The sequence below is a fragment of the Antarcticirhabdus aurantiaca genome (genome assembly GCF_009765365.1).
Taxonomy (GTDB): domain Bacteria; phylum Pseudomonadota; class Alphaproteobacteria; order Rhizobiales; family Rhizobiaceae; genus Antarcticirhabdus; species Antarcticirhabdus aurantiaca.
The window spans coordinates 1-20,694 of the sequence record NZ_VTOM01000026.1 but is presented as its reverse complement, the minus strand read 5'-3'; the positions used below and the strand labels follow the sequence as shown (position 1 = coordinate 20,694).

Annotated in this window: 16 protein-coding genes and 2 pseudogenes; 3 read left to right on the top strand and 15 right to left on the bottom strand. The window is 71.7% G+C overall.

The window, feature by feature from the left end; genetic code table 11:
- Positions 1 to 51: 51 nt before the first annotated feature.
- From FZN60_RS24035 to FZN60_RS23980, 13 genes and pseudogenes are all read right to left on the bottom strand, one after another.
- On the bottom strand, positions 52 to 1,221 hold the full coding sequence (locus FZN60_RS24035; protein ID WP_158876059.1) for a DegT/DnrJ/EryC1/StrS family aminotransferase: 1,170 nt from the start codon (positions 1,219 to 1,221) through the stop codon (positions 52 to 54).
- Entirely contained in the window at positions 1,218 to 2,207 is a 990-nt protein-coding gene (locus FZN60_RS24030) for an SDR family NAD(P)-dependent oxidoreductase (protein ID WP_246727130.1), read from the bottom strand. The genes FZN60_RS24035 and FZN60_RS24030 overlap by 4 nt, the downstream gene beginning before the upstream one ends.
- An 11-nt stretch (positions 2,208 to 2,218) precedes the next feature.
- Positions 2,219 to 3,334, bottom strand: coding sequence for a DegT/DnrJ/EryC1/StrS family aminotransferase (locus tag FZN60_RS24025; RefSeq protein ID WP_158876057.1), 1,116 nt, complete (start codon positions 3,332 to 3,334; stop codon positions 2,219 to 2,221).
- Positions 3,331 to 4,359 (bottom strand): Gfo/Idh/MocA family protein, encoded by a 1,029-nt coding sequence (locus FZN60_RS24020; protein ID WP_158876056.1) that lies wholly within the window; start codon positions 4,357 to 4,359, stop codon positions 3,331 to 3,333. The genes FZN60_RS24025 and FZN60_RS24020 overlap by 4 nt, the downstream gene beginning before the upstream one ends.
- Complete coding sequence (locus FZN60_RS24015) at positions 4,356 to 4,907, bottom strand: acyltransferase (RefSeq protein ID WP_158876055.1); 552 nt, start codon at positions 4,905 to 4,907, stop codon at positions 4,356 to 4,358. Before FZN60_RS24015 ends, FZN60_RS24020 begins: the two co-directional genes overlap by 4 nt.
- Positions 4,908 to 5,029: 122 nt before the next feature.
- Positions 5,030 to 6,313 carry a glycosyltransferase family 4 protein gene (locus tag FZN60_RS24010; protein WP_158876054.1) on the bottom strand — a complete coding sequence of 428 codons (1,284 nt, stop codon included), beginning with the start codon at positions 6,311 to 6,313 and terminating at the stop codon, positions 5,030 to 5,032.
- A 35-nt stretch (positions 6,314 to 6,348) separates the two neighbouring features.
- Positions 6,349 to 7,836, bottom strand: coding sequence for an oligosaccharide flippase family protein (locus tag FZN60_RS24005; RefSeq protein ID WP_158876053.1), 1,488 nt, complete (start codon positions 7,834 to 7,836; stop codon positions 6,349 to 6,351).
- Between the two features lie 263 nt (positions 7,837 to 8,099).
- Positions 8,100 to 9,005, bottom strand: a pseudogene (locus FZN60_RS29060) (glycosyltransferase family 2 protein); the annotation flags it as partial.
- A 276-nt stretch (positions 9,006 to 9,281) separates the two neighbouring features.
- Positions 9,282 to 10,079, bottom strand: a pseudogene (locus FZN60_RS29055) (glycosyltransferase family 8 protein); the annotation flags it as partial.
- Entirely contained in the window at positions 10,079 to 11,845 is a 1,767-nt protein-coding gene (locus FZN60_RS23995; RefSeq protein ID WP_158876051.1) for a glycosyltransferase family protein, read from the bottom strand. The pseudogene FZN60_RS29055 and the gene FZN60_RS23995, both read right to left, overlap by 1 nt.
- On the bottom strand, positions 11,842 to 12,936 hold the full coding sequence (locus FZN60_RS23990) for a hypothetical protein (RefSeq protein ID WP_158876050.1): 1,095 nt from the start codon (positions 12,934 to 12,936) through the stop codon (positions 11,842 to 11,844). Before FZN60_RS23990 ends, FZN60_RS23995 begins: the two co-directional genes overlap by 4 nt.
- A 31-nt stretch (positions 12,937 to 12,967) precedes the next feature.
- Positions 12,968 to 13,987, bottom strand: a complete 1,020-nt coding sequence (locus tag FZN60_RS23985) for a UDP-glucuronic acid decarboxylase family protein (protein WP_158876049.1) — start codon at positions 13,985 to 13,987, stop codon at positions 12,968 to 12,970.
- A gap of 35 nt (positions 13,988 to 14,022) precedes the next feature.
- Positions 14,023 to 15,456 (bottom strand): sugar transferase, encoded by a 1,434-nt coding sequence (locus tag FZN60_RS23980; RefSeq protein WP_158876048.1) that lies wholly within the window; start codon positions 15,454 to 15,456, stop codon positions 14,023 to 14,025.
- Positions 15,457 to 15,791: 335 nt separating this feature from the next.
- Between FZN60_RS23980 and FZN60_RS23975 the strand changes: the two genes are divergently transcribed.
- The 3 genes from FZN60_RS23975 to FZN60_RS23965 all read left to right on the top strand — a co-directional run bounded on the left by FZN60_RS23975 (position 15,792) and on the right by FZN60_RS23965 (position 18,641).
- Complete coding sequence (locus tag FZN60_RS23975) at positions 15,792 to 16,562, top strand: WecB/TagA/CpsF family glycosyltransferase (protein ID WP_158876047.1); 771 nt, start codon at positions 15,792 to 15,794, stop codon at positions 16,560 to 16,562.
- A gap of 131 nt (positions 16,563 to 16,693) precedes the next feature.
- Positions 16,694 to 17,677, top strand: a complete 984-nt coding sequence (locus FZN60_RS23970; protein ID WP_158876046.1) for an NAD-dependent epimerase/dehydratase family protein — start codon at positions 16,694 to 16,696, stop codon at positions 17,675 to 17,677.
- 64 nt (positions 17,678 to 17,741) lie between these two features.
- The gene (locus FZN60_RS23965; RefSeq protein ID WP_158876045.1) at positions 17,742 to 18,641 is read left to right on the top strand and encodes a phytanoyl-CoA dioxygenase family protein; all 900 of its coding nucleotides are present in this window, start codon (positions 17,742 to 17,744) and stop codon (positions 18,639 to 18,641) included.
- A 78-nt stretch (positions 18,642 to 18,719) separates the two neighbouring features.
- On the opposite strand, the gene FZN60_RS23960 is transcribed toward FZN60_RS23965, so the two are convergent.
- Entirely contained in the window at positions 18,720 to 19,880 is a 1,161-nt protein-coding gene (locus FZN60_RS23960; protein ID WP_158876044.1) for a polysaccharide biosynthesis/export family protein, read from the bottom strand.
- A 142-nt stretch (positions 19,881 to 20,022) separates the two neighbouring features.
- Positions 20,023 to 20,694, bottom strand: a 672-nt coding sequence (locus FZN60_RS23955) for a protein kinase domain-containing protein (protein WP_210253431.1), incomplete at its 5' end; no start/stop codon positions are given.

Below are 20,694 nucleotides of genomic sequence, written 5' to 3'. Positions count from 1 at the left end.
ATGCCTCCGTGCGGTGATCCCTGCGCCTGCGAAAGGCGCCGCGCGGCGCCGTCAGCCGGTCGCGCGCATTCGCGGGCGGCAGAGCGCCGCCAGGGCATCCGCGAGAACCTCGATCACCCGAAGCTGCTCCGCGTCCGTCATCTGGGCGAAAAGCGGCAGAAGCACCGTCCGGTCCCGGGCGCGCTCGGAGCGGTCGAGCCGGTGGGGCGCCGGGTGATCTTTATAAGCCGGCTCAAGATGAGCGCACATGATGCCGCGCCGGATGGCGACGCCGCCGTCGAGCATGGCCTGCATCAGCGCCAGCTGATCGACGCCGTCGACGAGCGCCACGCAGTAGCTCTGCCAGTTGGAGCGGGCCCAGGACGGCTCGGCGGGCGCCGTCACGCCCTCCACCCCCGTTAGGAGCTCGCGATAGCGCTCGGCAAGGGCTCGGCGGCGCACGACGATCCCGGGAAGCCGGGACAGCTGCGCGCGGCCGATCGCGGCCTGGACGTCCGTCATGCGGTAGTTGTAGCCGCGGACCGGATAGGTCTCGACGATCACCCGGTCGCTGGCGTGGCGCACGGTGTCGGACACGGACATGCCGTGCTGGCGCCGGCGCCGGAAATCGGCGTCCCAATCGGGATTGCGGGTGGTCAGCATGCCGCCCTCGCCGGTGGTCAGGACCTTGCGCGGATGGAAGGAGAAGGCGACGACGTCGCCGTGGACGCCGCCGATGGCGCTCCAGCGGCCGTCGAGGCGGATCTGCGAGCCGATGGCGCAGGCCGCGTCCTCGACGAGCGGGATGCCGTGCGCCCGGGCGATCGCCAGGAGCGCGGCGAGATCGCAGGGCATCCCGATCTGGTGGACGCAGAGGATCGCGCGCGTGCGCCTCGTGATCGCCGCGGCCGCCGCCGAGGGATCGATGTTGAAGCCGCCGGGCTCGATGTCGACGAAGACGGGCACCCCGCCGCATTGGCGCACGACGTTCGCCGCCGCGATGAAGGAATGGCTCGCGGTGATCACCTCGTCGCCGGGACCGATGCCGACGGCGAGAAGCGCCAGGTGCAGCGCCGTGGTGCAGTTCGACACCGCGCAGGCGTGCGGCGCGCCGACGAGCTCGGCGAATTCGCGCTCGAAGGCGGCGACTTCCGCCCCCTGGCTCAGCCAGCCCGACAGGACGGCCGCGCGGGCCGCCTCCGCTTCGGCCTCGCCGATGAGCGGCTTGGCGATCGGGATCACGAGGCCTTCTCCCCGATCAGTCCGGCCCGCTCGGCCAGCCACCAGTCGACGAGATCGCGGATCCCCTCGCGCAGCTCGATCCGAGCCTCGAAGCCGAGGAGGTCGCGGGCGGCCTCGATGCCGGCAAGGCGGCGCGGCACCGGGTTCACCGCCCGTGCCGGCTCGTGGATCGGACGAAGGCCGGGGCGCCCGAGCGCCGCCGACAGCTCGGCCGCGAGGTCGAGCAGCGAGGTTTCCCGGCCGCTGCCGACGTTGAGAGCCACGTCGCCGACCGGCGCGCGCGCCGCCAGGATGTTGGCGCGGGCGACATCCGCGACGTGGATCATGTCCATCGTCTGCAGGCCGTCGCCGAACACGAGCGGCGGCTCGCCCGCCTCGATCCGCTCCATCCAGCGCACCATCACCTCGGTGTAGCGGCCGTGGAGATCCATGCGCGGCCCGTAGACGTTGAAGTAGCGCAGCGCGACGTAGTCGAGGCCGTCCATGTCGTTGAAGGAGCGAAGGAGCCCCTCGCCGATGGTCTTGGCGGCGCCGTAAAGGGTGCGGTTGTTGTAGGGGTGGTGGCTTTCCGTCGTCGGAAAGACTTCGGCCATGCCGTAGATCGAGGCGGAGGACGCGAAGACGACCTTGCGCACCCGTTCCTCGACGCAGCGCCGCAGGAGCTCGTAGGTCGCGTCGACCATGACCTCCATGGCCGCGTCCGGCTCGGCCGCACATTGGGTGATGCGCAGCGCCGCCTGGTGGAAGACGAGATCCGTGCCCGCCACCAGCCGGCGCATGAGGTCGGCGTCCCGGATGTCGCCCTGGATGAGCTCGACCCGGCGGCTCTGCAGGGCGGAGGCGAGGTTGGCGACGCGGCCGCGGACCATGTTGTCGACGACGACGATCGACCCCGCCCCGGCATCGACCAGGGCGTCGACGATGTGCGAGCCGACGAAGCCCGCACCGCCGGTCACCAGGATCCGCTTGTTTCGAAGATCGTTCACGGCCTTCTCCCTCATTCGGCTGCGATGGCGGCGCGGGGCGCCAGCAGGTTGACGGCCGCGACGACCTCCGCCGCCGCGTCCGGCGGAAGCTCGGGATAAAGCGGCAGGGACAGCGTCTCGTCCGCCAGGGCCTCCGAGATCGGAAAGGCGCCCCGGCCATGACCGAGCCCGGCATAGGCGGGCTGGAGATGGACGGGCCGGGGATAATGGATGCCGGTCGCGATGCCGGCGGCGGCGAGGCGCTCGCGCGCGGCGTCGCGGCCGCGCAGGCGGATCGCGTAGACGTGGGCGGCATGGTCCGGCCCGAGCGGCCCGGCCGGCCGCTCGATCTCGCCCGCGAGCCCGGCGTGATAAAGGTCGGCGATGCGCCGGCGGGCGTCGTTCCAGGCGTCGACCCGGCCGAGCTTGACCCCGAGCGCCGCGCCCTGGACGCCCTCCATCCGATAGTTGAAGCCGTGCCGGACGTGGTTGTAGCGCCCTTCCTGACCCCAGTCGCGCAGCGAGCGCAGGAGATCGGCGAGATCGGCCCTGTCGGTGGTGATCGCTCCCCCTTCGCCGCAGGCGCCGAGATTCTTGCCGGGATAGAAGCTGAAGCAGCCCATGTCGCCGAACGCGCCTGCCCGCACGCCGCCGCGCTCGGCGCCGTGGGCCTGGGCCGCGTCCTCGATCACGAGGAGCCCGTGGCGGTCGGCGACGGCGCGGATCGCCGCCATGTCGGCGAGCCGGCCATGGAGGTGGACCGGCATCACCGCCCGGGTCCGGGGCGTGATCGCCGCCTCCAGCCGGTCCGGGTCCATCGTCCAGGTCTCGGGGTCGATGTCGACGAAGACCGGCGTCGCACCGGCATAGACGATCGCCGCCACCGTGGCGACGAAGGTCATCGGCACGGTGATCACCTCGTCGCCCGGCCCGACGTCGCCGGCGAGGAGCGCGAGGTGCAGCGCCGCCGTGCCCGAGCTGACGGCGACGGCGTGATCCGTGCCGCAGAAGGCGGCAAAGCGCGCCTCGAAGCGCTCGACGGCCTCGCCCAGCACGTAGCTGCCGCTGCGCAGCGTCGCGACCACCGCTGCCTCGAGCTCGGGGCCGAGCGTCCGGTACTGCGCCGACAGGTCGAGAAACGGGATCATGACGCCAGCCTTTCGGGCGCGAGTTCCATCGGTTGGCCGCGCAGCGCCATGGAGCGCGTGGCGGCGGCCAGCATCTCGACGACCCGCAGGCCGCTCTCGCCGCAGGTGATCGGGCGGGCGTTCGAGGCGATGCAGCGGGCGAACTCCTCCATCTCCGTCACGAGCGCTTCCCTGGACGAGATGACCGGCGCCGACATCTCGCCGATCCGGTACGACACGAGGCTCTCGCGCGAGGGGCTGGCGCACTCGCCGGCCATGACGCCGCGGTCGTAGACCTTGACCTTCTCGCTGGTCTGCATGTCGTCGTAGATCACCATCCGTCGGCTGCCGCCGATCAGGGTCTGGCGGATCTTCACCGGGGCCAGCCAGTTGACGTTGAGGTGGGCCAGCGCGCCGTCGTCGTAGTAGATCGACAGGTGCGCCATGTTCTCCGGACTGTCCGGCACGAAGCCGGCGCCGCTCGCGGACACGGCGACGGGCCGCGCCGTCAGGAGATGGTCCAGGATCGAGAAGTCGTGGACGGCGAGGTCCCAGATCACGTTGACGTCGCGCTGGAACAGTCCGAGATTCACGCGGGTGGAGTCGTAGTAGTAGACGTCGCCGATCGCGCCGGACGAGACGAGCTCGGCGATCTTCCGCACCGCGCCGGTATAGACGAAGGTGTGGTCGACCATCAGGACGAGGCGCCGGCGCGCGGCTTCCTCGACGAGGATGGCGGCCGTCGCGACCTTGTCGGTGATCGGCTTCTCCACGAGGACGTGCTTGCCGGCCTTGAGGGCCGCGAGCGCGATCTCGAAATGCGTGTCGACGGGTGTCGCGACGAGCACCGCGTCGATCGAGGGATCCGCGACGAGGCTGCGCCAGTCGGTGGTCATGCGGGTGGAGGGGTGCCGGCGGCCGGCGCGCTCCAGCGCCGGGGCCGACCGGTCGGCGATCATCTCCACAGACAGGAGGCCCGATTCCGCCACGGCGCGCGCGAGGTTCGGCCCCCAATAGCCGTAGCCGACGATGCCGGCCCGGATCATCGGGCGTCTCCCGCCGCGAGGGCGACACCGCCGCCGGCGCGGCGCAGCCGGTTGGGATGTGGGCGGGCGTCGGCGAGGCGCACGCGCACGTCCCCGATCACCCGCGCCGGGTTGCCCGCGACGATCGCGTGGTCGGGCACGTCGCGCGTCACCACGGCGCCGGCCGCCACGAGCGCGCCCTCGCCGATCGTGACGCCGCAGACGATCGTCGCGTTGGACCCGATGGCGGCGCGGCGGCACACGAGCGTCGGCGTGCATTCCCAGTCGCCGTCGCGCTGGATGGAGCCGTCCTCGTTGGTGGCGCGGGGAAGGAGCCCGTTGGTGAACATGACGCCGTGGGCGATCATGACCTCGGCCTCGATCGTCACCCCCTCGCAGACGAAGCTGTGCGAGGAGATCTTGCAGCGCTCGCCGACGACGGCGTTCTTCTGGATCTCGACGAAGGGCCCGATGCGGGTCCCCGCCCCGATCCGGCAGCCGTAAAGGTTCACGAGGTCGGGATGGGTGACGACGACGTCGTCGGCTATGTCGCTGGAATGGATCGGCATGCGGCTCCCCCGGTCGCTGGTCCGTTCATCGCCGCGATCATGCACGCCATCCGCGGGGCAAGGCATCTCGTCCAATGGGGGGCTCGAACCGCATCGCGCTCCGCCATTCGACGGGAGCGCACCTACGCCTTTCGGGCAGGGGGGATCGGCCCATTCGGCATGGCGGCCAGGCGCCGGGCTGCGGCGCGCGGGGTCTGGTAGAAGCGCTCGACGATCGCCTCGACATGGGCGGGGTAGCCCAGCGCCTCGGCACGCTCGAAGGCGCCGAGGCGGGCGCGCTCCAGCGCCTCGGGCGCGACCAGGAGGGCGTCAACCGCTTCGGCAAGCGCCGCCTCGACGTCCGACCGGCTGCGGCCGCCGGTTTTGACCACCGCACCGCACCTCTCGGTCACCGCGATGGCCGGCCCGCCGAGGTCGAGGCAGACGACCGGCAGGCCGTGCGCGAAGGCCTCGCCGATGACGTGCGGCCCGGAATCGTGGAGGCTCGGAAAGAGCAGGAGGTCGTGCGCGGCGTAGACCGCGCCCATCGCCTCGTGCGGCACGGCGCCGAGGAAGCGGACGGCCTCGCCGAGGCCGAGCCGCGCCGCTTCCGCGCGAAAATAGGCCTCCTCGGGACCGGAACCGGCCACGGTGAAGACGAGGCCGGAACGATGCCGGCGCAGCCGCGCGACGGCGCCCAAGGCGAGATGGACGCCCTTCCAGCCTTCGAGCCGGCCGGCAAAGAGGATCGCCGGATCCTCCCGGGCCGGCCGCTCGATCGCGCGCCGGGCCGGCGGAGCGGTGACGTCGACGACGACGTGGGCGCGCCCGCGCAGCCAGACCGGCACGTGGCGCAGGGTCGCAGCGTCCGTGACGAGGATCGCGTCGGCGCGCGACAGGGCGCCCAGAACCAGCGGATCGACCCGGCTCCAGAGATTGATGGCGTCGCGCCGTCGCTCGGCACGCAGGCAGCGGCGCGGCAGCCCCTTGCGCAGCGGCTTCGGCGAGCCCTGGCCGCCGCCGACGGGGCCGAACACGAAGCGGGGGCCGAGGCCGCCGAGAAAGGACGGCCAGCGCAGAACGGTCCAGGTCAGGTGGTGGACGACGTCGAAGGGCGCCCGCGCGAGCAGCGCCGCCGCGGTTCTTCGCACTGTCAGCTGCCAGGCGAGATAGTGCTGGCGGATGTGGCGCGCGTTCGCGTAGCCCGGGCCGGACCAGCCGGGAACGTCGTGCCAGGCGAAGCGCAGGCCCTCCGGCAGGCCGTGGGCGGCGGCGTGCCGCTCGATCGCGTCGCGATGATGCGAGCCGCAGGTCAGGACCGTCACCTCGTGGCCCTGGCGTGCCAGCTCGCAGCTGAAGTTCCACCCCTTCCCCAGTTCGGATCCGGCGCCGGGCTCGCAGGCATAGGCGGAGATCAGGACGCGCATGTCGTGTGGTTCCTCGGCCAGGCGGACGGGTCGCCTCACCCTCCCTCGTTCGCGCGGGCGGGAAGCCCGGTCGTCCGCCGCGAAAGACGCCGGGCGAGAAGCTCCACGAGGCCGTCGATCTCGGCGCAGACGGGATGACGGACCAGCCGGACCGCAGCGAGCCAGCCGAGCCCGCCGCCCAGGAGCGCGACCGCGGTTTCCGGCCAGCTCGGCGCGAGCCCATTCGGCGACAAGGCAACGATCAGCCCGGGAATGAAGGCCGTGCCCAGCGTCGCCGAAAGGCTCGCCCGGGAGGCCTCGACGAGATCGCGAATGCTGATCCCGATCGCCCGGCGCACGAAAAACAGGGCGGCGCCCATCTGCAGCGGCGCGGCGATCAGAAGGCTCGCCGCGGCGGCCTCGACGCCGGAATTGGCCGCGATCCAGAAGATCAGCACCGAAGGCGGCAGCGCGATCAGGCTCGAGGTGAGCGTGTCGCGGATGCGCCCCGTGGCGACGAGGACGGGATAGGTCATGAAGGCGGGAGCGAGCGCCATCGTCGCGACCGCCATCAGGCGCACGAGCGGCACCGAGCCGAACCATTGGGAGCCCAGCAGGACGCGGACCACCGGCTCGGCGAGGAGCGCCAGCATGACGAGCGCCGGCCACTGGAACACCGACATCATGGCGTGCCCGTGGAGATAGCTCCGCTTGAGGTCGCCGCCCTGCCGCCGGTGCGCCGCCATGGCCGGCAGCACCACCGGCTGCAGCGCCTGGACGAGCGCCCGGTCCGGCAGCTGGCAGATCGTCGTCGCGCGGCCGTAGAGGGCGACCGCGTCGAAGCCAAGGAGGCGGCCGAAGATCAGCCGCGGCAGGAGGTCGTTGGCCATGTTGACGACGGTGACCGCCGCGGAGGTGGTTCCGAAGGCGAGGATGCGCCCGGAACCGGCGAGGCACGGCCGGAAGACCCAGGGCTCGGGCCGCTGCGCCAGGACGACGAGCGTCGTAACGAAGCCCGACGCGATGAAGCCCCAGACATAGCTCGCCGCCCCGAAGCCGGCGAGGCCGAGCCCGACCGTCACGGCCGCGCTCGCCACCGCCGCCGCGACGTTGGCGACGGCGAGCGGCCGGAAGGCGAGGTCGCGCTGCAGGAGGGCGATGAGCGGCGTTCCGAAGGGAACCGCGAGGAAGCTGAGGGCGGAGAGGCGCAGGAGACCCGCCAACTCTGCATCGCCGTAGAAGTCCGCCATCGGGCCGGCCGCCGCGAACACCCCCGCCCCGGCCAGGACGGACAGAAGAAGAGTGATGGTGAAGGCCGAGCGGACCGTTTCCGGCTGCAGGTCCGGCGCCTGCACGATGAAGACGCCGACCCCGAAGGTGCGGAAGTTGTCGACGAGGAGGATCATCGCGCCGGCGACGAGGTAGAGCCCCGTCTCGGCCGGCGTCAGGATCCGCGCCATCACGGCGGTCGTCGCGACGAGAAGGATCTGCGCCACGTACTTGTCGACCGCCGAGAACAGGATGGAGCGGCGGACCGCGCTCATGGCCGCCCGCCCCGCGGGCACGCGACGCGGGCTCGCTGCGGCCGAAAGGGCAGCGCCTGCCCGTCCTGGCTCGACAAAGGACGTCCGGTCATGAAGCTCCCGTGCCGCGTCGCCGCGAGCGCCTCGTGTCTCGTTCCGCTCGAGCAAGCGATGCCGCGGCGAGCGATGCGGCCTCACTCTGGCGGCGAAGACGCGCCGACCGCGACCTGACCGTTCGGCTGAGGTCGGCCATCCGTTTGGTTGTGTTGCATCGAGACCGGTTGCAACCCGGGCCCGGTGAGCTGCCGCGCCGTGCGCAGCGTGTCGCGCAGGCGGCGGAGCGGGTTGGGCTCGCCCGCGAAGGCAAGGCCGGCGAGCGCGATCCGGACCCGTTCGGCAAGCGTCGCGCCGCGAAGGCTCGCCGCAGCGACGCGCAACGGCAGGTGGTCGGCGCGGTCGAGGCGGCTCGGCAGGCCGCGCGCCTCGAAATAGCGGTTGGTCGCATCGACCACCGCAGCCCAGTGCGCCATGCGCCGGCGCGTCATCGCGGGATCGTCGGTCTCGCGCGACCAGGCATTGTCGTGAAGCCGGTAGGTGCCGAGCGCGTCGGGGATCGCCGCGACGCGCCCGAGAAAGGGATAGATCCCGACGAGCCAAGCATCGGCCGAGATGCGGAAGGCTTCGGGGATGTCGCCGGCCCGCTCCCAGGCCGAGCGGCGGACGGCGACCGCCGAGGTCATCGGAAACGGCCACCAGCCCGCCGAGCGGAAAAGCCGCGGCGCGATATCGCCGCGGCACAGGGCGCGCGGGATCGCGCGGCGGGGTCGGACGTCCCCGGCGCGCGCCGGCTGAAGACGATGATAGGCGAGAACGGCGCCCGGATCGGCCGCGAAGGCCGCCGCGACGCGGGACAGCTTGTCGGGGTTCCACCGGTCGTCGGAATCGAGGAAGCACAGGATCTCGCCCCGGCTCGCCCGAACGCCGGCATTGATCGCGGCCGCCTGGCCGCGGTTCTCCTGGAAGACGGCGCGCACGCGCTCGCTGAAGCCGAGGATGCGCGCCCGCGAGTCGTCGCTCGAACCGTCGTCGACGACGATCACCTCGAAGGACGGATGGTCCTGCTGCAGGGCGCTCTCCACCGCCTCGGCCAGGAAGGCGGCGTAGTTGTAGTTGTTGACGATCACGCTGATCGCCGGCGGCTCGGAGGCGTCCGGACGAAGCCCGGCCGCCGCGCCTGTCCGCGGGGCTCGGCGGCTGCGGCCCGAAAGCCGCGCGGAGGCGGAGGCGAGCCGCGTCGCGACGCGGACGTGGTCGATGCCCGCCGTCAGCAGCATTCGTCCCAGGCGATGTTCGAGGCGTGCGAGCCGGCCCGCCGTCGCCGGAGCCGCGTCGGCCCAGTCCGTCAGGCGCAGGTGGCGAAGATAGTCGGCCTTGCGCGCGGCGTTCGAGCGGAAGAGCCAGGGCTTGTCGGCGGTGGTGTAGTGGAGGATCGCCGGGTGCCGACGCGCGTGGCGGGTCGCCGCGAACTCGTCGGGAAAGGCCTTGCGCGCGAGCCCGATCATGCGGGCCTGGAGGTTCCACCGGCAGTCGAGGAGGTGGATGTCGCCGCCGAGAACGGCGTTGAGGGCGTCCTGGTCGGGAAAGACGAGATCGCACGCGTGGCGCTCGGCGAAATCGAACAGGCGAGGCGCGATCGCGTCCCGGCGCCAGCGCCCGAGGTCGAGGAGGAGGACGCCGGAATTGACGTAGGGACGATCCAGAGCGATCCCGAGGGCACCGCGCCGCGCCGCGTCCGACCCATCGGGATCCCAGGGAAAATCCGACGCGGCACCAAGAGCGCGGCCATCGAGGTCGGTTTGCCAGAGCGGCCGGATGTCGTCGAGCACGACGAGGTCGCAGTCGAGATAGAGCACCCGCTCCAGGGATGCCGGCAGCACGTCGGGGGCGAGATAGCGGAGATAAACGTCGGGCGTCCAGTAACGAGCGACCGGCAGGCGGCCGAGATCCGCGGCATCGACGTGGTGGATGGTGAGCGACAGGTTCGGGAAGGCGGCGAGGGAGCGCGCGAGCCGGGCTTCGACCGCCGGGTCCCGCGCCCGGGCGAGGAGATGTACGTCGAGGGTGCAGTCCGGGTTGCTTCGGGCCAACGAGACGGCGGCGACGGCGAGGTGCTGGACGTATCCCGGATCGGCGCAGAACAGGACGCTGATCGGCGGCTCCCCGGCTCGCACACGGGCTCGGGCCGGCGCCCCGGCCCCGCTCATCACGCGCCTCCGGGCCGGCGCGAGCGCCACCGGCACGTCAGCCATTCGGGCACGAGGTAGCGCCAGATCCGGAGCGGGGAGCGGGTGCGGAGCTGGCGACGCCAGGCGAGACCCGCGAGGTGGCGCAGGCGCCAGCGCATCGGCGCGATCTTAAGAACGAACTCGGTCGACAGGGCGCGCCGATCCGCCGCCGTCGCGCCCTGCCCCGCCGTTCCGAACAGGAAGGGCGCGAAGACGTCGATGTCGTCGAAGTGCAGGGATGGGCCGAGACGGGACGATGCGGGCGCGTCGCGCCGGCGCGGCAGATCGAGAACGCGCCCGTAGACGGAGGCGAGGTCGTCCGCCCAGCCCGGTCCCATGTTGACCGCCTCGATATGGGCTCGGGTGCGGCGGCCGACCGCTTCGCGCAGATCCGCGTCGGCGAGGAGGCGGCGGAGCTGGTCCCGGAAGTCCGCGAGAGTCTCGGTGCGCAAAAGGACGTCGTCGAGGCCGAGCGAGTCGGCGCCGGCGACCGCCGCTGCGGGGCCGAAGGCATGGTGGGTGAGGAGCGGCAGGCCGGCGAGCCCCGCCTCGGAGAGCGAGGTGATGGAGGCGAAGGGGAAGGAATCGACGTAGACGTCGGCGGCTTCCAGGAAGGTCGCGGTGTCCGGCCGCTCGGCGAAGGCGTGGATGCGGCCGGGAACCGCGGACATCGCGGCGGACCAATTCTCCGTGCCGCCGGGGCCGACGGCGACGAGATGGGCGCGAGGGTGCTCGCGCAGCACCGGCACGAAGGCGTCGGCGAAGCTCGCCCCGGCGATCGGGCGAAACTTCAAAGCGCGCGCCACGCTGAGGATCACCGTGGCGTCGTCCGGCAGGCCGAGACGGCGTTTGGCTTCGCTTCGCGAGAGCTGCCGCTCCGGCGCGGCTTCCAGGCAGAGCGGAAGAAGGAGGTTGCGCTCGGGCGCGATGCCCCGGCGCGTCGCCGACAGCGCGTGGCCGGAGCGGCGGGAACTGGCGACGACGTCGGCAGACTCGGCGCCGATCCAGAACAGGTGGTCGCCGTGGTTCAGGAGGATCGTCGGGGGGCTGCGCTCCAGGCCGCCGAGGGCGAGAAACGGCACGACGTCCATGTTGTGGACGTGGAGCACGACGAGATCGGCATCGCCGAGGTGGGTCTGGAGCTCCCGCGCCCAGGCGATGAGCCCGCCCAGCCGCCTGTTGACGCGGTGAAGCCCGCCGCCGGCCCTCGCCACGGTCTCGGCGAGCGGCGCGGGCACAGGCTCGATCTGCCGGGTCAGCGCGAGCGAGTGGGTGTTCTCGCCGTCCCGCGCGATCCAGCGCCGGATCATGCGGGAATGGCCGCCGATCGCGCCCACCTGGCTGGCGACGTGGAGGACGCGCAGCCGGCCGCGACCGGTGTCCGGCAGCGGCGCGGGTCTGGGCGCGGACAAGGCGGCCGCGCCCAGCCGACGCAGGAGGCGCTCGAGCTCGCCGCTCGCGAAGATCCCGGGATGCCACAAAACGGCGTGGTTGGCGGCGACCTGTGCTGCCGCCGCCGCGTCCCCGTGGCGGCCCGCCTCGATCAAGGGCTCGACGACGCTCAGGAGATCCTGGAACTCGCGCCAGTGCGCCGCGACGCGCGCGCGGCCCTCGATGCGCCAGCCCTCGAGCGCCGCGGCGAGCGTCGGATCCGATCGCGCGTCGGCGCGGGCGTCGCGGGGCGGCGCGGCCGGTCCGCGTTCCTCGCGCGCCACCAACCGGGCGGCTCGGCTCGCCGGGCTCACGCGGCCGCCTCGATCGCGGGCGCCGCCACGCGCTCGAACCGGCCCGGCGCGTAGATCCGGTCGAAGGCTCGCAAGCGATCCTCCATCACGGCGGCCCGATCCGGCGGAACGAAACCCGACCGGCACAGGGCGTTCAGCCTGTCGCGCAGTTCGGCGTACTTGCCCCGGTCCGCTCCCGGCTTCGGAAACAGGATCCTGTCCGACCCGCCGTCGAGGCAGCGCAGGATGTCGCTCCAGGCCGGGATTTCGGGATAGGGGCCGTCCGGATCGAAGCCGTCGATCAGGAGCCGCAGAAGGGGGATGATGAAGCGCTCGTCCTCGAACCGGCGCCGGACCTTGAGGAAGTCGCGATAGGTGCAGATGACGTAGTTGAAGTGGACGAAGCCGTGCTCGACCGTCTGCCACTCGATCTCGTCGGGCGCGGTGCGGCACTGGGCAAACAGCATGGTGTCGTGACCGCCCAGGCGGCCGCCGAGGCTCCGCGTCCCGCTTCTCAGCTCGGACGGCTGGAAGCGCCTCGCCCAGTCCGACCGGAAGACGAGTTCCCAGGTGGCGGCGACGTGGGCGAAGCCGTTGCGCCGATACCAGTCGTCCTTGGCGCCGTCGACGCCGAGGAGGCTGAGACGCCCCGCGGCGGCGATCTCGTGCTGGCGGTCGAGAAAGTCCGGCTCGGTGAGAAACAGGTCGGCATCGTGAAGGACGAGGTACTGCGAGGTCGCGTGGTCGATGCCGCGGACGATCTGCGTGAAATGGTTGTAGTGCGGCCGCCCGACGGCGCGCCGCAGGGCGTCCCGCCAGGGATGGCTCGAGATGCAGCGCACGGGTAGCGGGAGCTCGAACGGCGTTCCGGCCGCGACCAGCGAGCGGAACGCATCGATGTTGGCGTCGGGCAGGACGAGGATCTCGTTGGCCCCGCGCAGCGTCTGGCGCGACAGGGTTGCCATGGCCAGGCGGTAGAAAAGCGGGAGGTCGGCCGGCACCGGCAGGAGGATCGAATAGCCCTCCCGGGCAGCCTCACGCCGGGGCCGCCAGCGCCGATGCGGGAGGGCCAGGGCGTTCTGGAACGCGAGCGTCGTCAAGGTCCGGAGCATCGGGCGGACGTGTCCTTCCACTTGGTCGGCGTCAGGCGCCGAGCGCGAGTCCGGGCGCCTGCACGAGGCGGCTGCGCCGCGCGCCTTCCACCGAGGCGCCGCTTCCGGCATCGCCGAGCTTGGCCTCGAAGTAAGCGATGGTGCGGGCGAGACCGGCGCGCAGCTGCACCGTCGGCTCCCAGCCGAGCGCCTCGCGGGCGAGTCCGATGTCGGGCCGGCGCTGGACCGGATCGTCCTGCGGGAGCGGGCGGAACTCGAGGCGCGAGCGCGATCCCGTCAGCTCGATCACCATCTCCGCGAGGTCGCGCACGCGAAACTCCACCGGATTGCCGAGATTGACGGGCCCGGCCAGCCCGTCCGCGGCCATCAGCCGGACGAAGCCCTCGATCAGGTCGTCGACGTAGCAGAAGGAGCGGGTCTGCGAGCCGTCGCCGTAGAGCGTGACCGGCTCGTTCTTCAGCGCCTGCACGATGAAGTTGGACACGACGCGCCCGTCGTTCGGGTGCATGCGCGGGCCGTAGGTGTTGAAGATCCGAGCGACGCGGATGTCGACGCCGAACTGGCGGTGGTAATCGAAGAACAGCGTCTCGGCGCAGCGCTTTCCTTCGTCGTAGCAGGCGCGCGGGCCGATCGGGTTGACCGAGCCGCGATAGGTCTCGACCTGCGGATGGACGGCCGGGTCGCCGTAGATCTCGCTCGTGGAGGACTGGAAGATCCGCGCGCGGGTGCGCTTGGCCAGCCCCAGCATGTTGATCGCGCCGTGGACGTTGGTCTTCACCGTCGCCACGGGATCGAACTGGTAGTGGACCGGCGAGGCGGGACAGGCGAGGTTGTAGATCTGGTCGACCTCCACGTAGAGCGGGAAGGTCACGTCGTGGCGCATCAGCTCGAAGCGATGGTCGTCCATGAGGTGCAGGACGTTGTCGCGCGTGCCGGTGAAGAAGTTGTCGACGCACAGGACGTCGTGCCCGTCGCCGACGAGGCGCTCGCACAGGAAGGATCCGAGGAAGCCGGCGCCGCCGGTGACGAGGATTCGCTTTCGCCCGTTCATCGCGTAAGTCTCCGCTCAAGTGCCGGGGATGATCGTCAGTAGGCGCCGCGTCCGCGAAGGATCGCCGAGACCGTGTTCAGGATGATGTGGAGGTCGAACCAGAAGGAGCGGTGCTCCATGTAGAAATCGTCGAACTGCTGCTGCAGCGAGACGTCGACGGCGCTGCGCCCCGAGATCTGCCAAAGACCGGTGATGCCCGGCTTCATCCGGCAACGCCGCGCCCGGAACTCGGCGTCCATCGCGGCGAGATGGTAGCCCGGAAAGGGACGCGGGCCGACGATGCGCATGCTGCCGGCGATGACGTTGAAGAGCTGGGGCAGCTCGTCGATGCTGCTGGCGCGCAGGAAGCGCCCGACATAGGGCAGGATGCGGGGATCCTGCCGCAGCTTGAAGTGCGTGTTCCATTCCCGCCGCGCCGCCGGGTCGCTGCGCAGGAGGTCGTCGAGACGCGCCTCGGCGTCGAGATACATCGTCCTCAGCTTCAGGACCGGAAAGGGCCGGCCGCCGAGCCCTTCGCGCATCTGCCGATAAAGGACGGGGCCGGGATCGACCAGGCGGATCGCCAGGGCCGCGAGCGCGATCACGGGCAGGAAGAGAACGGCGGCCGGCAGGGCGATGGCGAGGTCGAGCACCCGGTCCAGCGGGGCCGGCGCCGGGCCGCGACGGCCCGCCAGCGTCAGACCGATCTCGCCCGGGCGCCCGACGCTCGTCATGTCCGCGACGCCTCCGACGAGGATGATCTCGGCGAAGTCGCGGCGCAGGCGCTCCAGCTCGTCGGGTGTCGGGATCGTCGCGAGGACGGCGACGCGGCACCGTTCCTCGCGCGCCGGCCTGAGACCGTAGCGCCAGTCGCGGCGAAGAAAGGTCCGAAGGCGCTTGGCCTCCGGCGCGCTGCCGATGATCGCGGCGTTCTCGCCCCACAGGCCGGCGCGGTGCAGCAGCGCCCTCGCGATCTCCTGGGCGGCGAGCTGGAAGCCGAGGGCGAGCCCGAGAAAGGCCGCGAGAAAGCCGGCCTTCGATGCGTCGGCCGCCAGGAGCCAGGCGGCCAGCCCCGCCGCGGCGCCGAGTTCGAGCGTCGCCAGCGCGCGGCGGCGGAGGCGCTCGTGATCGTGGAGCCGGTATCCCGGATAGAGCCGGGCCAGCCAGAACATCGCGATCGCGGCCGCCGCCGCGACGAGAAGGGCTGCGGGCGGCAGCGCCTGGGAGACGCCGAAGGGAAGAAGCACGATCAGGCTCGCCAGGAAGGCCGCGGCGTCGCCGGCGGCGAGCGCCAGTCCGGCGGCGAGGCGCCGCGTCGAACGGGAATGAACGCGGCGCCGGGCGGAACGGCGCGCGCGGGTGGCGGACCGTTCCCGCGAGGCGATCTCGGCCGCTCCCGTCCCGGTCGCTCCTCGAGGGCCGAAGAAGCGGGTCGGCCGCGATCGTTCCGAGGACAGCCCGTCCAGGCCGTTTCCGAGCAGAGCCGTCATGTCGAGCCCCCTTGCAGCCCGTCTTCCTCGCGTGCCCCATCGCTCGTGCTGACGGGTCCGGACATCGCCTGACGCTAGGGCAGATCCCTGGCGATGCGGAACTCATCCGTTCGGGCGCGGCCGCCTCCTTTCGGCGCGCGCAGTGCGACGGAATGCCGCCGCGGGCGCCCCGCATCCGCCATTCGGCCGATCGCTCCACCCCGCAAAGCCGGACGGGGATCATCCGATTTGCGCCCTCCTGTCACGACGAGCGGCGGCGCTAGGGAGGGGCCGGGACGACGATGCCGCAGTTCCGGGAACGAGCGCGCATCCGGCCCGGGTCGTGGGGGCTGATCATGTCGAAGCTTGCGTCCATCAATCTCCTCGGCATCCGCGTGTCCGCCCTCGACCTGCCCGGCGCGACGAACCGCATCCTGGACGCCGTGGCGGCGGGCGAGCGCGGCTATGTCTGCGTCACGGGAGCCCACGGCGTGGTGGAGGCGCAGCGCGACGAACGCCTGCGAACTGTCCACAACGACGCCTTTCTCGTCACGCCGGACGGCATGCCCCTCGTCTGGGCGCTGCGCGGCCATGGCCATCGCCATTGCGGCCGCGTCTATGGTCCCGACCTCATGGCCGACCTGATCGACCGCGGGCGCGAGCGTGGCCTGAAGCACTTCCTCTACGGCGCGACGCCGGCCACGCTTCAGCGCCTGGAGGCGCGTCTGGCCGAACGCTATCCCGGCGTCGAGATCGCCGGCAGCTGGTCGCCGCCCTTCCGGCCGCTCAGCGCCGGAGAGGACGCATCGGTCGCCAAGCGCATCGATGCGTCGGGCGCCGACATCGTCTGGGTCGGCCTCGGCACGCCCAAGCAGGAACTCTGGATGGCGCGCATGCGCGAGCGGCTGCGCGCGCCGATGCTCGTCGGCGTCGGCGCCGCCTTCGACTTCCACGCCGGCACCCTGCGCCAGGCACCGCGCTTCGTGCAGCGCAGCGGCTTCGAATGGGCCTTCCGGCTCGCCTGCGAGCCCCGCCGGCTGTGGCGGCGCTACGCGGTGACCGTGCCCGCCTTCATCGGCCTGAACCTCGCGCAGATGCTGCGGCTGCGGGACTTCCCGACGGATTGATCCCGGCCCCTCCCCGCGCCCGGCGAAATCCTGCGGCCGTCCGCACCGGCGGCCGATCCATCGAGACCGGCTGCCCGCCGTCCGGCCGCCGGCGACATCGAGCATCGCGGCGGCGTCGAACGGAGAATGCGATGGCCTTCGATCAGAACCGCACCGCCCTCGTCCTGGGAGCCGGCGGCTTTATCGGCTCCCACCTCGTCAAGCGCCTGAAGCGCGAGGGGTTCTGGGTGCGCGGGGTCGACCTGAAGTTTCCCGAGTTCGCGCCGACCGAAGCGGACGACTTCGTCGTCGGGGACCTGCGCGAGCAGCAGCTGGTGCGCTCGGTGATCGACCGCCGCTTCGACGAGGTGTACCAGCTCGCCGCCGACATGGGTGGCGCCGGCTACATCTTCACCGGCGAGCACGACGCCGACGTCATGCACAATTCGGCGACGATCAACCTCAACGTCCTCGACGCCGCGCACAAGCGCAACATCCGCAGCGTCTTCTATTCCTCCTCGGCCTGCATGTATCCGGCCTACAACCAGGAAGACCCGGACAATCCGAACTGCGCCGAATCCTCCGCCTATCCCGCCGCGCCCGACAGCGAGTACGGCTGGGAGAAGCTCTTCTCCGAGCGCGTCTACCTCGCCTACAACCGCAATTTCGGGATGCAGAACCGGGTCGCCCGGTTCCACAACATCTACGGCCCCGAGGGCACCTGGCAGGGCGGCAAGGAAAAGGCGCCGGCGGCGATCTGCCGGAAGATCGCCCGCGCCCGAAGCGGCGAGGCCATCGAGATCTGGGGCGACGGGCTCCAGACCCGCTCCTTCCTGTTCATCGACGAGTGCGTCGAGGGCGTCCTGCGCCTGACGCGGTCCGACTTCGAAGGACCGGTGAACGTCGGCTCGGACGAGATGGTGACGATCAACCAGCTCGTCGACCTCGTCGCCGACATCGCCGGCAAGACCATCGAGCGCGATCACATTCCCGGCCCGACCGGGGTGCGGGGCCGCAACTCCGACAACCGGCTCATTCGCGAGCGGCTCGGCTGGCGCCCCTCGCAGCCGCTCCGCTCGGGCCTGGAGCGGACCTATGACTGGATCGAGCGGCAGGTCCACCGCAACGCGGCCTGAGAGACCGCGCTCCCTCGGCGTCCGTTCTCACATCCATCCGCAACCGTCACCCGGATCTCAGATCATGGAACCCATCGTCCGCGTTTCACCTGCCGCGCCCGCGCGAAGCGCGGAACTCGAAGCCATGCGCGCGCAAGGCTTCTCCGTCGTGAAGGACGCCATACCCGCCGGGCTGATCGAGCGGCTGCGGGCATCGGTCCGGCAGCATTTCCGCTCCGCCGGCCAGGCGAAGTACGGTGGCAAGTTCCAGCTGAGGGGCTTGCACGCGCGACCCGACGTGGCCGAGATCATCCTGTCGGCGCCGGTGATCGAGGTGATCCGGCGCCACGTTCCGCCCGGCGCGGTGCTGCTGACCGGGGAGTGCGACCTGATGATGAACACCACCTCGGGGTGGCACAAGGACATCACCGCGGACATGGGCTACGGCCCGGGCCTCTTCGAGGACGCAGCCTTCGGTGTCTACAAGCTCGGCATCTACCTGCAGGACCAGGAGGAATCGTCGCCGGCCGCTTTCCGCGTCCGCCCCGGCTCCCACATGCGCCGCGACGGCACCGGCATGCGGGAGAAGCGGCTCGCCACCCGCGCGGGAGACGTCGTGGTCTTCGACGTGCGCATCGATCATTGCGGACAGCCGCAGAGCCCGTCCGACCAGATCCTCCACCGCCTGGCGCGCTTCGTCGCGCCGGCCCTGCGCGACGATCCGGAAGTCTGGTTCACCCGCCTGCGCGCGATGCTCGGAAGGTTCGCCGGCCGTTCCGAGCGGCTCGCGGTGTTTCTGACCTTCGGCCCCGACGCGCCGGCGACCCGCGCCTACGAGGCGGCGGGGCGTCACCGCCACGGAGCGCCGTCGAGGCCCCTCTCCGCCCAGGCCGCGTCGGCCGTCGAGCGACTCGACGTCCGGATCCTCGACGCGGTCGGCGGCGGTCCGCGCCTGGCGCCCGTTCCGGAGCCGGGATCGGCCTGAGCCTCGCGCCTCTGGTGCTTCCCGGCGCTCGGCGGCTGGCGGGACCAGGTGCCCCGCCCGACTGAGACTGCCGCGCCGTTATTCCGGAAGCGGAGCTGCTGCGGTGGGCGGCGACTTCTGGAAGATCTGGAAGATCTTGCCGATCTCGGCCGAGCGCGTGTTGGGCACGTAGAGGAGGTCGCCCTTGCGCATGGGGAAGGACTGCATCTGGAAGAAGGACGGCGTCTTCGTCATGTCGACGCGGTAGGTGACGGGCACCGGCGAGGCGCGCATGTCGCTCGCCGGCAGGGCGCCGACCGAGCGGGCGACCGCCGCCGGCTCGTAGCGGAAGAGGTAGAGCTCGCTCGGGTTCGCCCGGTCGTCGAGAAGCCCGCCCGAGCGCGCCACGGCCTGGGCGAGGCTGAGGGTGCCGGGCTCGAAGGCGAACTCGCCCGGGCTCTTGAAGGCGCCGAAGGCGGTGTAGCTCGTCGCCTGCTTCGTCAGGAAGATCTGGTCGCCGGGCTGGACGTAGATGTTCTGGCGCGCCTCGGCGAGGAGGCGGTCGAGACCGACGCTCGCCTGGTCGGAGCCGCGGATCACGCTCACCTCGGTTTCGCCGGGCGCGCCGGCCGGGCCGCCGGCGAGCGCGATCGCGTCGAGGACGCGCTCGCCCTGACTCGTCAGCTTGAACTGGCCGGCGCCGTTCACCGCCCCGCTCACCGTGAAGCCGCTGCCGCCCGCTTCCGACACGAAGACCGAGGCCTGGGGCGAAACGGAGGAGCCGCGAAGGCCGGCGGCGATGCGGTCCTGCAGCGCCGCGGAGGACGAGCCCGCCGCCTTGAGGCGCCCGACGAAAGGCAGGTTCACCTGGCCCCTCTGGTCCACCTTGAAGGTGCCGAGCTCCAGTGCCTTGGAATCGGCGGAGGAGATCAGCCCGCTCTCGCCGGTGTCGAAGATCTTGACGTCGATCGTGTCGCCGGGCCGCAGGGTCGAGGCGTCGAAGCGCCGGCCCGCGAGGCGCGCGAGCCCGTCGCCGGAATAATCGGGGGAATAGCTCAGCGGCAGGGTGGCGAGGTCGACCACCGGCACGCTGCCGACGGGCGAGCGGCGTGCCGAACTCTCGACGCCGCCGGGAACCGGGCCGGCGCCGGGCGTCGCGCAGCCCGACAGAAGGGCGAGGACGAGGAGCCCGGCGAGTTCGCGCCCGCGCCTTGCTCCACTCGTCGCCGTTGCATGGGCGGTGGCTCCGCTCGGTGCCATGGGTCCCCTCGTTCATCCGGCCCGGCGCCGGCCATCCCCTGCCCGCGCCACAACCGAAGCTTATAGTCGAGAGCCAGGCATCTTCCATCGCCCCTCCGGCCACGAAGCCGCGGGATCGTTGATCCGCCGACAATCGAACCCGTTAATGTTGCGTGAATGCCGCAACGCCGGGAGCCGCCGTCCCCAACGCGGCGGCGAGGCGCGCGAGCTCTGCGGCCGCGCCGGGCATATGCGGCCGGGTGGCCGGATCCTGCGCGGCGAGGCGAGCGGCAAAGCGGTGAAGGCGGCTGTCGGCGCCGGCGGGCAGGGCCGCGAGAAGGGTTCGGCCGAGACCGTAGAGGTCGGCGCGCACGTCGAGGGGGTGGCCCGGATCGGCCGCCTCGGGCGCCGCGAAGCCGGGCGTGCCGGCATGATCGAGGCCTGGCGACCGGGTCCGACTCGCGGCACCGACCGGCAGGCACAGGCCGAAATCGCAGAGCAGCGCGCGCCCGGGATCGCCGCCGGGCAGGAGCACGTTCGCCGGCGCGAGGTCGAGATGAAGACGGCCGCTAGCGTGGACGGCGGCGAGCGCGTCGAGGAGCCGCGCGGCGAGTTCCATCCAGTCGCCCGGCGAGAGCGGCGGTCCATCCGACAGGCGCTCGGCGAGGCTCGGGCCCTCGACGAGGTCCAGCAACAACCCCGGCGAGCTGGTCTGCCCCCTGAAAAGTGGCCCTCCCTGAAGTAGGCTTTTGAGCCTTTGGAGGATGCCGAGAATGCCGAGGAAGAAGCCGAGCCCGGAAGAGATCGTCGCCAAGCTGCGACAGGTGGACGTTCT